At 59.7% G+C, this 13,870-nt stretch carries 15 protein-coding genes; 12 read left to right on the top strand and 3 right to left on the bottom strand.

The window, feature by feature from the left end:
• The first annotated feature begins 6 nt into the window (after positions 1–6).
• On the top strand, positions 7–1,068 hold the full coding sequence (gene makE / locus BZK31_RS15315) for an alpha-pore-forming cytotoxin subunit MakE (protein WP_083183803.1): 1,062 nt from the start codon (positions 7–9) through the stop codon (positions 1,066–1,068).
• A gap of 59 nt (positions 1,069–1,127) precedes the next feature.
• On the opposite strand, the gene BZK31_RS15310 is transcribed toward makE, so the two are convergent.
• Positions 1,128–2,687 (bottom strand): sigma-54-dependent transcriptional regulator, encoded by a 1,560-nt coding sequence (locus BZK31_RS15310; RefSeq protein WP_083183802.1) that lies wholly within the window; start codon positions 2,685–2,687, stop codon positions 1,128–1,130.
• A gap of 304 nt (positions 2,688–2,991) precedes the next feature.
• Here BZK31_RS15310 and phhA point away from each other — a divergent pair, with 304 nt between their 5' ends.
• From phhA to BZK31_RS15285, 6 genes are all read left to right on the top strand, one after another.
• Positions 2,992–3,789 (top strand): phenylalanine 4-monooxygenase, encoded by a 798-nt coding sequence (phhA, locus tag BZK31_RS15305; RefSeq protein ID WP_083183801.1) that lies wholly within the window; start codon positions 2,992–2,994, stop codon positions 3,787–3,789.
• A 32-nt stretch (positions 3,790–3,821) separates the two neighbouring features.
• Positions 3,822–4,178 (top strand): 4a-hydroxytetrahydrobiopterin dehydratase, encoded by a 357-nt coding sequence (locus tag BZK31_RS15300; RefSeq protein WP_083183800.1) that lies wholly within the window; start codon positions 3,822–3,824, stop codon positions 4,176–4,178.
• Entirely contained in the window at positions 4,178–5,374 is a 1,197-nt protein-coding gene (locus BZK31_RS15295) for an amino acid aminotransferase (protein ID WP_083183799.1), read from the top strand. The genes BZK31_RS15300 and BZK31_RS15295 overlap by 1 nt, the downstream gene beginning before the upstream one ends.
• Before the next feature lie 71 nt (positions 5,375–5,445).
• A complete protein-coding gene (locus BZK31_RS29465) occupies positions 5,446–5,760 on the top strand; it encodes a hypothetical protein (RefSeq protein ID WP_157900745.1) in 315 nt (104 codons plus the stop codon).
• 86 nt (positions 5,761–5,846) lie between these two features.
• Positions 5,847–6,026: a hypothetical protein gene (locus tag BZK31_RS15290; protein ID WP_083183798.1), complete on the top strand. Its 180-nt coding sequence runs from the start codon at positions 5,847–5,849 to the stop codon at positions 6,024–6,026.
• Positions 6,027–6,195: 169 nt separating this feature from the next.
• Positions 6,196–7,407, top strand: coding sequence for an MFS transporter (locus BZK31_RS15285; RefSeq protein ID WP_083183797.1), 1,212 nt, complete (start codon positions 6,196–6,198; stop codon positions 7,405–7,407).
• Positions 7,408–7,414: 7 nt separating this feature from the next.
• Here BZK31_RS15285 and BZK31_RS15280 read toward each other — a convergent pair whose 3' ends face one another.
• Together BZK31_RS15280 and uraH are read right to left on the bottom strand one after the other, a co-directional pair.
• Positions 7,415–8,167 carry a GntR family transcriptional regulator gene (locus BZK31_RS15280; protein WP_083183796.1) on the bottom strand — a complete coding sequence of 251 codons (753 nt, stop codon included), beginning with the start codon at positions 8,165–8,167 and terminating at the stop codon, positions 7,415–7,417.
• 139 nt (positions 8,168–8,306) lie between these two features.
• Positions 8,307–8,660, bottom strand: coding sequence for a hydroxyisourate hydrolase (gene uraH, locus BZK31_RS15275; protein ID WP_083183795.1), 354 nt, complete (start codon positions 8,658–8,660; stop codon positions 8,307–8,309).
• A gap of 371 nt (positions 8,661–9,031) precedes the next feature.
• Between uraH and puuE the strand changes: the two genes are divergently transcribed.
• The 5 genes from puuE to BZK31_RS15250 all read left to right on the top strand — a co-directional run bounded on the left by puuE (position 9,032) and on the right by BZK31_RS15250 (position 13,434).
• Complete coding sequence (gene puuE, locus BZK31_RS15270; protein ID WP_083183794.1) at positions 9,032–9,961, top strand: allantoinase PuuE; 930 nt, start codon at positions 9,032–9,034, stop codon at positions 9,959–9,961.
• Positions 9,958–10,497, top strand: coding sequence for a 2-oxo-4-hydroxy-4-carboxy-5-ureidoimidazoline decarboxylase (uraD, locus tag BZK31_RS15265; protein WP_083183793.1), 540 nt, complete (start codon positions 9,958–9,960; stop codon positions 10,495–10,497). The genes puuE and uraD overlap by 4 nt, the downstream gene beginning before the upstream one ends.
• Positions 10,498–10,513: 16 nt before the next feature.
• On the top strand, positions 10,514–11,509 hold the full coding sequence (gene alc, locus BZK31_RS15260; RefSeq protein WP_083183792.1) for an allantoicase: 996 nt from the start codon (positions 10,514–10,516) through the stop codon (positions 11,507–11,509).
• 89 nt (positions 11,510–11,598) lie between these two features.
• Positions 11,599–12,123 carry an ureidoglycolate lyase gene (locus tag BZK31_RS15255; protein WP_083183791.1) on the top strand — a complete coding sequence of 175 codons (525 nt, stop codon included), beginning with the start codon at positions 11,599–11,601 and terminating at the stop codon, positions 12,121–12,123.
• A 27-nt stretch (positions 12,124–12,150) separates the two neighbouring features.
• Entirely contained in the window at positions 12,151–13,434 is a 1,284-nt protein-coding gene (locus BZK31_RS15250) for a urate hydroxylase PuuD (RefSeq protein WP_083183790.1), read from the top strand.
• Positions 13,435–13,870: the final 436 nt, after the last annotated feature.

Here is a 13,870-nt window from a genome sequence, read left to right as displayed (position 1 = left end):
TCGTCCATGGCTTTCGATGCTTTCCAGACCAACCAGCAGATCAGTAATTCAATCGGCACCATGTTGCTGCTCAACGCGTCATGCCAAGCCGTGATGGAAGCATCGATCGCCCCATCTTCCTCCTCTTGGTACCCGGTACTTGACCAAGAGCTGGGCCAGGCAGAAAACCTCGTCCTTGGCTGGCGGCAAAACGGCTATCTGTATTTCCAGCAGCAGATCCTAAGCCAGATCCACGTCTGTGCGCAGGCATTCCTGGCGGCACAACAGACACTGGACAGTCTGTTCGAGCAGTTGCAAAAACAGTTCGACAGCTCATTACAGACCGAAATTGTTGCTTCACTGAACGCGCTGGAGGCTCCCGTTCAGGTCATGATCAACGCGACCGATGCCTACACCAGCAAGCTCAGCACGTTCAACACGCAACTGGCGGTGCCCTACGCCAGAATGAACGAAAGCGTGGCACAGATTCAAGCGCAGGAGGCCGATATTCAAGAGCAGATAAGCATCATCAACGCGCAGATCGCGCAACTTCAACAACAGGTACAGACTGATCGGCAAGCCATCGCCAGCGCCGAAGCACGCAAGACCAGCGGCTTGATCGAAACCATTTTTGGCGTCTTGCTGACGCCGTTTACCGGCGGCATTTCGCTGATACTCGCAGGCATTGGCGTGGCCTCCATCGCCCAGGCTCAGGAGCAGATATCGTCTTTGCAAACAACCATAACGCACTATCAGGGCACTATTTCAAGCGACCAGCAGAACCTGTCCAGCGATCAGCAGCAGATTGCGACACTCGGCGGGCTCGCCATGAGCCTGTCCCTGGTGCTGAATGACGTGGCAAATATGAGCACCGCCCTCGGCGCACTGAACAACAGCTGGGGAGTACTGTCAGGTGAGCTGGGCGGTGCTGCCTGCGACGTCAACCAGGCCCGGAACGCTCAACAGGCCATTGTCGCTCAAGTCTGGTTCGATGCGGCATGTACCACTTGGCGGGCGATCGCCGAATTTGTCGAAACCATGCAGGCCAACAACGCCCCGCAGCCGAACCTGGTTTCTATTGGACGTTAAGACACTGCGTGATGGCGGGACGTGAGCTGTGGCGCCAACATGAGAACGTAAAGCCATCCTTACTCCACTTGTTTGCCTATTTCATAGTCGCGCAACTTGTTGGCAATTGTAGTGTGCGAAACGCCCAGTCTTTTGCCCAATAACCGACTGCTGGGATATTGCGTATAAAGTTGCTCCAGCACCGACTTTTCAAACCGCCCGACAATCGCTTCAAGCCCACCCTCCAGAGACACATCGGTCAACATCTGGCGCACGCCATAATCGGGCAGCCGGACATGTTCGGCCTGCACTTGGGCGCCGTCGCATAGCGACACGGCCTGAAACAGTACGTTTTCCAGTTGCCGTACATTGCCCGGCCAATGATATTGACCGAGTTTTTTCAGTGCGGCAGGTGCGATGCCCGGCAGCGTGCAGCCGATCTGGCGACTGGCCTGATCGAGAAAGTGCTCGACCAGCGGAGCCAGCCCGTCCAGGCATTCGCGCAGCGGCGGAATGTGCAGCGACAGCACATTGAGACGATGGTAAAGATCCTGGCGAAAGACGCCTTGCGCACACAGCTCGGACAGATCGACCTGGGTCGAGCACATCACCCGCACATCAAGATACATGTCCTCATCACTGCCCACGCGGCGGAAGCAGCCGTCCTGAATGAAGCGCAACAGCTTGGCCTGCATCCGTGCGCTCAACTCGCCCACCCCGTCGAGAAACAGCGTGCCGCCCGCGGTCAGCTCTAGCAGGCCCAGCCGCCCTTCAACGCGTGCCCCTTCAAACGCGCCGGGGTCGTAGCCGAACAGTTCGGTCTCGGCCATTGATTCCGAGAGCCCGGCACAGTTGAGCGCCATCAGCGGTGACTGCCCACGCGGGCTGGCCAGGTGGCAGGCACGGGCCAGCAACTCCTTGCCGGTTCCGGTCTCGCCTTCGATCAGCAGCGGCGCGTCCAGCGGCGCCATGCGACGCGCTTCACGCACCACCGCCGCCATGACCTTCGAACTCTGGAAGATACTGTCGAAACCACGCAACTCCTGCTTGCGCACATGATAAATGCGCTCGCCGACCCGATCGGCGCGGTGCAGCGTCAACACCGCGCCCGCCATCGCCTCGCTGTCGTCGTGCTCGGACTGCAACGGCGCGATATCAGCCAGAAACACGTCGCCACGTACCTTGATGCGCAACCCGTTGATTCGCGATTTGTTGGCGCGTACCAGCGCAGGCAGGTCGAAGTCTTCGGCATACCGGGACAGCGGAATGCCCGGCACCTCATCGACCCGTACGCCGAGCAGTTGGGCGGCAGCGCGGTTGGCGGCGACGATGGCACCGGCCATGTCGATGGACAACACCGGGAACTCGAGCGCGCCGAGCAAGGCGTTCAGTTCCATATGCCGCCGCTCGCTGGGCATCAGCCCGACACGCTTGACGCCAAACACACCGGTGATCGCTTCGAAACGGGGCCGCAATGCCTGAAACTGCATATTGATCAGGTTCGGACAGTGAAGATAGATGGCATCGCCGTGCTCACCACCCACCTCGCCTCTTGCCACGTTGACTCCGTAGGCCACCAGTAGCTCGAGAATGTCGCGAAGAATGCCAATGCGATTCTGGCAGTGGACCTTGATGCGCATGCCTGCTCTTCCTTCCGGACGTCGATGTTTTTGTTGTCACGCGAAGTCTAGCGTCAACAATACGTGACAGCACAGCGCAACACAGAGCGCAAATAGCCTTGCGATCGCGGGCACCCTAAAAAACCGTAAACTTTTCGTTACGGTTTCCAACAGTGCGCTATCTGATGGCCGACCGCTAAACCCTGACGCCAGGCGAGATATGCGCTATTTCTGGGTCATGGCTCAATGCAATACGCCGTTCGCACCCCAAAAGCCGCCGCATGACAGTCGTATAACAATAAATAGCGCTCTTCAGGAGACCCGCATGGCCCAGACGCACTACGTGGCGCGTGAGCCCGACGCTCACGGCTTCATCGACTACCCCGCCGCCGAGCACGCGGTGTGGAATACCCTGATCACGCGCCAGCTGAAAGTGATCGAAGGCCGCGCCTGCCAGGAATACCTCGATGGTATCGAGCAACTGCGCCTGCCCCACGACCGGATTCCGCAGCTAGGCGAAATCAACAAGGTGCTGGGCACGACCACCGGCTGGCAGGTCGAACGTGTACCGGCGCTGATTCCGTTCCAGACCTTCTTCGAACTGCTGGCCAGTAAGCGCTTCCCGGTGGCGACGTTCATCCGCACCGAAGAAGAGCTGGATTACTTGCAGGAGCCAGACATTTTTCACGAGATATTCGGCCACTGCCCGCTGCTGACCAATCCCTGGTTCGCTGAGTTCACGCACACTTACGGCAAACTCGGCCTGAGCGCGACCAAGGAGCAGCGCGTTTATCTGGCGCGCCTGTACTGGATGACCATTGAATTCGGGCTGGTGGACACCCAGCAAGGGCGCAGAATCTATGGCGGCGGCATTCTCTCATCGCCCAGGGAGGCGGTGTACAGCCTGTCGCCTGAGCCCGAGCATCAACCGTTCGACCCGCTTGAAGCGATGCGCACGCCTTATCGCATCGATATCCTGCAACCGGTGTACTTTGTCCTGCCCGACCTCAAGCGTTTGTTCGATCTGGCCCGGGAAGACATCATGGCACTGGTCGAGCGCGGTATGCAGATGGGTCTGCATGCGCCAAAGTTTCCGCCTAAAACCAAAAATCACGCGGCCTGACCCACAGCCACGCGTCCACAAGGAATCCGTCCATGACTACACTGAACCAAGCCCACTGCGAAGCCTGCCGCGCCGACGCCCCACAGGTCAGCGATGCGGAACTGCCCGAACTGCTCAAGCAGATCCCGGACTGGAACATCGAAGTGCGTGACAGCGTCATGCAGCTGGAGAAAGTCTATCTGTTCAAGAATTTCAGGTTTGCACTGGCCTTCACCAATGCGGTCGGCGAAATTGCCGAAGCCGAAGGCCACCATCCCGGTCTGCTGACCGAATGGGGCAAAGTGACCGTAACGTGGTGGAGCCACTCGATCAAAGGGCTGCACCGTAACGACTTCATCATGGCAGCCCGCACCGACGAGGTGGCCAAGGGCGCCGAGGGACTCAAATAATGCACTTCAAGGACATCCAGCGCGTACCGGGCGATCCGATTCTGGGCCTGATCGAGGCTTACGCCGACGACGTCAATCCTGACAAATTCGACCTGGGCGTGGGTGTCTACAAGGATTCGCAGGGCCAGACCCCGGTCCCGCGTGCGGTAAAGATCGCCGAGCAGCGTCTGGTCGACGGGCAGATGACCAAGACCTACATCGGCAGCCACGGCGAGCCGCGTTTCGGGACACTGATCAGCGAACTGGTGCTGGGCGGCGACTCACCGTTGCTCGAGGACAAGCGCGCCGGTGCCACCCAGACACCGGGCGGCACTGGCGCACTCAGGCTGGCAGCGGATTTCATCGCCCAATGCCTGCCCGGCAAAGGGATCTGGCTCAGCGATCCAACGTGGCCGCTGCATGAAACCATTTTCCACAAGGCCGGCCTCAAGGTCAGTCATTATCCCTACGTGGGTGCGGATAACCGGCTGAACATCGATGGCATGCTGGACACCCTGCGCCAGGTCCCGCACGGCGACGTAGTACTGCTGCACGCCTGCTGCCATAACCCCACCGGGTTCGATCTGTCCCACGACGAGTGGCGTGAGGTGCTGCAAATCGTGCAGGACCGCGACCTGCTGCCGCTTATCGACTTCGCTTATCAGGGCTTTGGGGACGGCCTGGAAGAAGACGCATGGGCGGTACGCCTGTTCGCTGAAAAAGTGCCGGAAGTGCTGGTTACCAGCTCATGTTCGAAGAACTTTGGCCTGTACCGTGAGCGCACCGGCGCATTGATCGTCTGCGCTGATGAGGCACAGAAGCTGCTGGACATACGCAGCCAGCTGGCGAGTATCGCACGCAATCTTTGGTCGAATCCGCCGGATCACGGTGCAGCCGTGGTCGCCGAGATTCTTGGCGATCCGCAACTGAAAAGCCTCTGGGCCGACGAGGTCGAAGACATGCGCCAGCGCGTGACGCAACTGCGCAGCGGGCTGGTCGAAGCGCTGACGCCATTGGGTCTGGGCGAGCGCTTCGCCCATATTGCCCGACAGCGCGGCATGTTCTCCTATACCGGCATCCCCGCCGAACAGGTCGCCCGCCTGCGCAACGAGCAAAGCGTGTACATGGTCAGCGATGGCCGTGCCAACATCGCCGGTATCGACGCCAGTCGGCTGGATCAGTTGGCCCAGGCGATTGCGGCGGTGTGCAAAAACTGAAATGGCGGTGTGATCATTTTTTTGTCTGAGAGCCAGTGACGTGTCTCGAACAGGCGCAAAGACCACCGGCCGTGGCTTTGCGACCTGCCGGCCTATCCGGGCAGGACAGTAGAAACCTGTTTTTGTTTCGCCGCTCGGTCAATCAGTTGAAAAAAATATCCGGATTGTCATTTTCAGTGAGGTATCCTGCGCAGGCTTTTTTAAAGCACGGTTCTATCTGCAACCCCTTGCGAGGAGCGATGACGATGCATGAAATCCCTAACTTCCCACCAGGCCAACAGGAACCAAAGCAGTCGACCCTGGCTCAACAGGAGCTTGGTCAACCTGCCGCAATGAAAGCAGCACCCTCGGCTCAAGACAGCCAGAAAGCCCGAAGCAAAGACTGAAGGCGATTGTTTTCAGGCGTATCGAAAAACGGTTTTGCCGATTTTCAATACGCCTGGAAAACCAGCGAGAGACAGGCGAGAAAATCATGAGCGACTTTACCGAAACCCAGGCCAGCGCATTGATCGGCACCGCCGAAAAGATGATCGAAATCTGGTCGCGCCTGAGCCCGGAAAAACAACAGGCTTTGCTCGCACGTTTCGGCACTCAGGAAAACGCACTGGCCGCACTGGTCACCACGCAACTTGTCGCCCCTGATCACGCCTGACCTTCAACACCCTTCTCCGCAGATTTATTTCAATCTGTTACCTGCATCCGTCGATGCACCGCTATGATGAACGTATCGAAAGCTTGCTAAGGATTTTTCCTGCAGGCCTGTGCGATACGAATCCCTGACCGTTACATGTCACTCCGATACCAGGCTGAAACCCTTCTCCATGTCCGAGACAAGCACTGCTGCACCGCAAACGCCAATGGCCATTACCCTGACCGTGGTTTCCATCGTCATGTTCACCTTCATCGGCTACCTGAACATCGGCATTCCCCTGGCCGTGCTGCCCGGCTATGTGCACAGCGACCTGGGTTTCGGGGCGGTAATGGCGGGCCTGGTGGTCAGCGTGCAGTACCTGGCCACACTGGTCAGCCGCCCTTGGGCAAGTCGCATCATCGACAACATGGGTAGCAAGAAAGCTGTCCAGTTAGGCCTGGCGGGGTGCGGGCTGAGTGGTGTGTTCATGCTGGTGCCGATCTGGCTGCAAGCATGGCCGATGGCAAGTCTGGTGGTGTTGCTGATCGGTCGGGTGATTCTGGGCAGCGCGGAAAGTCTGGTGGGTTCGGGCTCGATTGGCTGGGGCATCGGCCGGGTCGGCGCACAAAACACAGCCAAGGTGATCTCCTGGAACGGCATTGCCAGCTACGGCGCGCTGGCCATCGGTGCGCCACTGGGCGTGTGGATGGTCAATGCGCTCGGCCTGTGGACGGTCGGCGTCAGCATTATGCTGCTCTGTGCGATCGGTCTGCTGCTGACCTGGAAGAAGCCGGGAGCACCCATCGTCCACGGCGAGCGCCTGCCGTTCATGCATGTATTGGGGCGGGTCTTTCCCCATGGCATGGGCCTGGCATTGGGCGGCATCGGTTTCGGCACCATCGCCACTTTCATCACGTTGTACTACGCCAGCAAACACTGGCCCAACGCAGCGCTGTGCCTGACCCTGTTCGGTGGCAGCTTCATCGCCGCACGCCTGCTGTTCGGCAACCTGATCAACCGTCTGGGGGGCTTTCGCGTGGCGATTGTCTGCCTGTCGGTGGAAAGCCTGGGCCTGCTGTTGCTGTGGATGGCACCCACGCCGGGCCTAGCGCTCGCCGGGGCGGCGTTGACCGGGTTCGGTTTTTCGCTGGTGTTTCCGGCGCTGGGTGTCGAGGCCGTCAATCTGGTTCCGGCGTCCAGTCGTGGCGCAGCGGTGGGTGCCTACTCGCTGTTCATCGACCTGTCGCTGGGGATCACCGGGCCGCTGGCCGGGGCAATCGCCGCGGGTTTTGGCTTCGTCTCGATCTTCCTGTTCGCCGCACTGGCGTCCCTGAGCGGGCTGGGTTTGAGCGTCTATCTCTACCGTCAGGCTCAAGCCCTGAGAGAACAGCGGGACAACTGAGTTTATTTCAGTCTGCCTTGGGCTTCTTCTTGCCCAGCAGGTGCGAGAACACCGCCTGCAGATCGTCAGAGATCACGTCTTCATCGAGGTTGAGTTTGCTGTCGATGTGATCCATGTGATGCATCATCAACTCGACCGCCAGCGCCGTATCACGGGCCTCGATGGCGTCGATCAACTGGTTGTGTTCGTCGTAGGAGCAATGCGTGCGGTTCCCGGTTTCGTACTGCGCGATGATCAGCGACGTCTGCGACACCAGGCTGCGCTGGAAACTGATCAGCGGCGCGTTGCGTGCCGCCACCGCCAGTTGCAGGTGGAACTCGCCGGACAACCGAATGCCCGCCCCCCGATCCCCACGGGAAAAACTGTCGCGCTCATCGCTGACCATCTGCCGTAACCGGGCAAGTTGTTCCGCCGTTGCATGTTCGACCGCCAGCTCGGTGATGGCTTTCTCGACCAGACGCCGCGCAAGGAACACCTGACGCGCTTCCTCGACGCTGGGGCTGGCAACCACCGCACCGCGATTGGGCCGCAGCAGCACGACACCTTCATGACCCAGACGCGACAGAGCGCGGCGGATGATGGTGCGACTGACACCGAATATGTCGCCCAGTGCTTCTTCGCTCAATCGCGTGCCAGGCGCCAGTCGTTGCTCAAGGATGGCGTCGAAGATATGGGCATACACGACGTCGTCCTGCGTCAGGCCGTTGCTGGCCTTCGCAGGTCGTGGCGTTTTCTTGAGAGGCAGGGACTGGTCGTTCATGGGCACTCGTGCGCGGGTGGATAGCGGCGTCGGAACGGGCGCATTGTACACAGGGCAAAACCACGACGCCTCAGGCGCACCCGGCAGGCCGAACAGCGCCCAGAAAAAAGCCCGCAGTGTGCGCGGGCAAAAACGAGTATCAGCTGCCCCGGTACGTCGAGTAGCTGTAGGGCGAGATTAACAGCGGCACATGAAAGTGGGCCTGATCTGCATCAATGCCAAAGCGCAACACCACGACATCCAGAAAGGCCGGCTCGTTGAGCGTCACGCCGCGGGCCCGGTAATAATCCCCCGCGTGAAAATGCAACTGGTAGACGCCGCTGCGGTACGCATCGCCCTGCAGCAAGGGTGCGTCGCAGCGGCCATCGCCATTGGTGACAGCGCTTGCCACCGGTAGCAGTTGCTCGCCGTCGACCCGATACAACTGGATATGGATGGCAGCGCCAGGGCAGCCATGCGCTGCGTCCAGTACATGCGTGGTGAGTTTTCCCACTGCGTTCTCCCTTGCTCTGGTAATGCCGCCGCGGTGCACCAACGAGGTGCCCGTCATGACGCCGTTGCAACCGATTAATACACTTTTCGAAAAACTTGTACACGTTCACCGCGGACCGCCTCTGATCGCTATGCAGACTGAACGCTCTGAGACACCGGAATCAGTGAAGCAAAGGAAATCAATCAGGTTTTTCCGCTTAAGCTGACCAGTCAGGCAGGTTTCTTGCTTGGCTGTTGCAGTAGCTGAATCTGGACTGACGATGACTGAGCCCGAGGTTACAATTTAGAAATTAAATTGTATACAATCCTTGCAGTGCGGAATCCTCATGACCCTCCGCCTGGAACCTGACATCACGCATAAGGAAGCCTGCAGTGAGCGCCGAATACCCACGTGACCTGATCGGATACGGCAACAACCCGCCTCACCCTCGCTGGCCGGGGAACGCGCGTATCGCCTTGTCGTTCGTGCTCAATTACGAGGAAGGTGGCGAGCGCAATATCCTGCACGGTGACAAGGAGTCTGAAGCGTTTCTGTCCGAGATGGTCGCTGCGCAACCGTTGCAGGGCCAGCGCAACATGAGCATGGAGTCGCTCTACGAATACGGCAGCCGCGCAGGCGTGTGGCGCATCCTCAAGCTGTTCAGACAGTTCGACATTCCCCTGACCGTCTTTGCCGTGGCCATGGCGGCGCAGCGTCACCCGGATGTGATCCGCGCCATGGTCGCCGATGGACACGAAATCTGCAGCCACGGCTATCGCTGGATCGACTACCAGAACATGGACGAAGCCCAGGAGCGCGAACACATGCTCCAGGCGATCCGCATCCTCACCGAAATAAGTGGCGAACGCCCGCTGGGCTGGTACACCGGTCGAACCGGCCCGAACACGCGCCGGCTGGTGATGGAGGAAGGCGGCTTTCTCTATGACTGCGACACCTATGACGACGACCTGCCCTACTGGGAACCGGACAATCCGACCGGCAAGCCGCATCTGGTGATCCCCTACACGCTGGACACCAATGACATGCGCTTCACGCAAGTGCAGGGCTTCAACAACGGCGAGCAATTCTTCCAGTACCTCAAGGATGCGTTCGACGTGCTGTACGCTGAAGGCGAGGACGCGCCGAAGATGCTGTCGATCGGTCTGCACTGCCGCCTGATCGGCCGCCCTGCGCGGCTCGCGGCGCTCAAGCGATTCATCGAATACGCGAAAAGTCATGAGCAGGTGTGGTTCACCCGCCGCGTCGACATTGCACGCCACTGGCATGCCGAACATCCTTTCAGCGCCGGGGGCGCACGATGACTGCATTTGCAGGATTTACCCCGTCGACGCTGAGCCGCGACGCGTTCATTGCGACCTTCGCCGACATCTACGAACATTCGCCCTGGGTGGCGCAACAGGCCTATGACCTTGGCGCGCATGAAGCGCTCGACCAGATCGAGCGTCTGCATGCACGCATGAGCGATGTCCTGCTCAACGCCAGCCATGCGCAACAACTGGCATTGATCAATGCTCACCCGGACCTGGCCGGCAAAGCCGCCATTCAGGGTGAATTGACCCAGGCCAGCAGCAACGAACAGGCAGGTGCCGGCATCCACCTCTGCACGCCTGAAGAATTCCAGCGCTTCACCGAGCTGAATGAGGCTTACAAGGCCCACTTCGGCTTTCCGTTCATCATGGCGGTCAAGGGCAGCGACAGGCACAAGATCCTGGCGGCGTTCGAACGACGTATTCACCACTCGCCCGAAGCCGAGTTCGCTTGCGCCCTGGACGAGATCAACAAAATCGCACTGTTCCGTTTGCAGGCGCTCCAGGCGCCGCGCTCATCCACCGTCTAGAAGGCAGACAAGAAGAATGAAAGTTTACGCCGCACCGTTCGAGAAGTTCGTGAACCTGGCCGATGCGCGTCTGGGCACGAAGGTTCTGTCCGTGACCGATGACTGGTTCGCCGATGCCAACCGCCTGTTCCAGCCGACGCCTGCGGTCTGGAAGGAGGGCGTGTTCGACGACAACGGCAAGTGGATGGACGGTTGGGAGTCGCGTCGCAAACGCTTCGAAGGTTACGACAGCGCGGTGATCCGCCTGGGCGTGGCGGGCACCATCAAAGGCGTGGACATCGACACATCGTTTTTCACCGGCAACTTTCCGCCGTCCGCCTCGCTGGAAGCCTGCTTTCTGGCTTCGGGCGAGCCGGACGAAAACACTGCATGGACCGAGGTGCTGCCGTCGGTCGAGCTGAAGGGTAACAGCCACCACTACCACGAAATCACTTACGACCAGCCGTTCAGCCACCTGCGTTTCAATATCTACCCGGACGGCGGCGTCGCGCGCCTGCGGGTTCATGGCGTGCCGCATCGCGACTGGACGACGGTCGGCGACAGCGAGCAGATCGATCTGGTGGCTGCGCTCAATGGCGGTCGTTCGATCGCCTGTTCCGACGAGCATTACGGCAGCATGAGCAACATTCTCAATCCGGGCCGTGGCGTGAACATGGGCGACGGCTGGGAAACCGCCCGCCGCCGCACGCCGGGCAACGACTGGGTCATCGTCGCGCTGGGGCATCCGGGCGAGGTCGAGAACGTCATCGTCGATACCCTGCACTTCAAGGGCAACTACCCGGACAGTTGCTCGATTCAGGGTGCCTTCGTCAAAGGCGGCACCGACAGCCAGATCGAGACGCAGAGTCTGTTCTGGCGCGAACTGCTGCCCAGCCAGAAACTGACCATGCACGCTGAACACACCTTCGCCGAGCAGATCAAGGCCATCGGACCGATTACCCACATCCGTCTGAACGTGTTCCCGGATGGTGGCGTGAGCCGGTTGCGGGTGCTGGGCAAGGTGACGCGTTAAGCTTCAATATTGCGCTTGCCCATGCTCCGCGTGGACGTCTCCACGCAGAGCATGGCAACGATCATCATCCTGAGAACAGAAGAACCCGCATGCGCACACTGATAATCGAGCCGTTGACCAAGGAAGCCTTTGCGCCGTTCGGTGACGTCATTGAAACCGATGGCAGCGATCACTTCATGATCAACAACGGCTCGACCATGCGCTTTCATCGTCTGGCCGAGGTGCAAACCGCGCAGCCCGATGACAAGGCGATCATCAGCATCTTCCGCGCCGAAGCGCTGCCGATGCCGCTGACCATTACCATGCTCGAACGTCATCCGCAGGGCAGTCAGGCGTTCATACCGCTGCTCGGCAACTCTTTTCTGATCGTGGTCGCGCCCGTTGGCGATGCTCCTGAATCAGAGCTGACCCGCGCCTTCATCTCCAACGGCAGGCAGGGTGTCAATTACCATCGCGGCGTCTGGCACCACCCGGTGCTGACGATCGAAAAGCGGGATGATTTCCTGGTGGTCGATCGCAGTGGAAGCGGCAATAACTGCGATGAGCATTACTTCGCAGAGCACCAGTTGATGGTGCTCGATCCCGACTCCCAGGAAGGACCTGAGCACCCGTGAAGTGGTGACAGGTATTTAGGTAAAACCGTGCTGGCACATCTGATGGAATGGCTGAATCTGGGCGTACGCTGGATTCACATGATTGTGGGCGTCGCCTGGATCGGCGCATCGTTCTACTTCGTCTGGCTGGAAAACAACCTCAACCGCAAGAACCCGCGGGACGGGCTTTCGGGTGATCTGTGGGCGATCCATGGCGGTGGCATCTACCATCTGGAAAAATACAAACTCGCCCCGCCCACCATGCCGGAGAACCTGCACTGGTTCAAATGGGAAGCCTATTCGACCTGGCTATCGGGCGTGGCACTGCTGTGCGTGGTGTTCTATGCCAACCCGACGCTTTATCTGCTGGCTCCGGGCAGCAGCCTGTCGGGGGCGGAAGGCGTGCACATCGGTCTGGGTTCGTTGTTCGTCGGCTGGTTCATCTATAGCTTTCTGTGCGACTCGGCGCTGGGCAAACGCCCTGCCCTGCTCGGCCTGATTCTGTTCGCCCTGCTGGTCGCTGCGGCCTACGGGTTCAGCAAGGTGTTCAGCGGTCGCGGCGCGTACCTGCATGTCGGGGCGATCATGGGCACCATCATGGTCGGCAACGTGTTCCGCATCATCATGCCGGCGCAGCGTGCACTGGTCGCCGCCATCGCCGAAAACCGCACCCCGGACCCGAGCCTGCCAGCCAAGGGCCTGCTGCGTTCACGGCACAATAACTACTTCACTCTGCCGGTGCTGTTCATCATGATCAGCAACCACTTTCCCAGCACCTACGGCAGCCAATACAACTGGCTGATTCTGGCCGGCATTGCGCTGCTGGCGGTGTTGGTCCGGCATTACTTCAATACGCGGCATGACAGCCATCGCTTTGCCTGGACGTTGCCGGTCGCGGCGCTAGGCATGCTGTGCCTGGCCTATGTCACAGGTCCCGCGCAACCGCCGCAAACGACGAAGATCGTCTATCAGCCGTTGCCCGGCACCGCGGTGGGCGGACATCGCGCCGATGAAAAACCGGCCGAACCGGCTGCGCCTGCCGTCCAGCCAGAGCCTGCCAAAGCAGCCGGGGCGGATTTCAGCAAGGTGAACGACGTGATTCATCAGCGCTGTACAGTCTGTCATTCGGCCAGACCTACCAGTCAGTTGTTCAGCGTCGCGCCTGCCGGGGTGATGTTCGATACGCCAGAGCAGATTCAACAGCAGGCGCAGCGTATCAAGGCGCAAGCCGTCACTTCGCCGATCATGCCGCTGGGCAACATCACCCAGATGACCCAGCAGGAACGCGAACTGGTCGGAGCCTGGATCGATCAGGGCGCGAAAACCAACTGAGCCTTACCGGCGTCGGTCCGCAACGTAGACCGACGATTGCCGCCCCGTTTTCGCTCCAGCCGCTCTGTGCTGGAGCACTTGAGCCGGACAGCGCGAGTCAGTATCCTCCGCCGCCGCTGCAAAAACAGACCGATAATCCGCTTATTGCTCGAATTCGACTGCGCGCCCCGGCTTACGGCCCGAGCATTTGAGTATCCGTCTTTAAAAAACCGACTGAAACCGACATCTATGTGGCGGTTTTCGTATGACTGCGGTTTTTTTTCACGGGTTGGCGCAGCTCTTGCTAACTAGTCGAAGTTGACCAAACAGACAAAATATTACACCCCGGACAAGGCGTCACTCATAGAACGCCAGTCTGCACAATCATGATCGACTCAAGGGACACACCAAATGAACCGCACACTTTCCAGCGTGTTACTGGCCAGCAGTCTGCTGG

It is taken from the genome of Pseudomonas floridensis, from assembly GCF_002087235.1.
Classification (GTDB): domain Bacteria; phylum Pseudomonadota; class Gammaproteobacteria; order Pseudomonadales; family Pseudomonadaceae; genus Aquipseudomonas; species Aquipseudomonas floridensis.
Note: the sequence above shows the minus strand (reverse complement) of the source record. Positions and strands in the feature narration are given on the sequence as shown.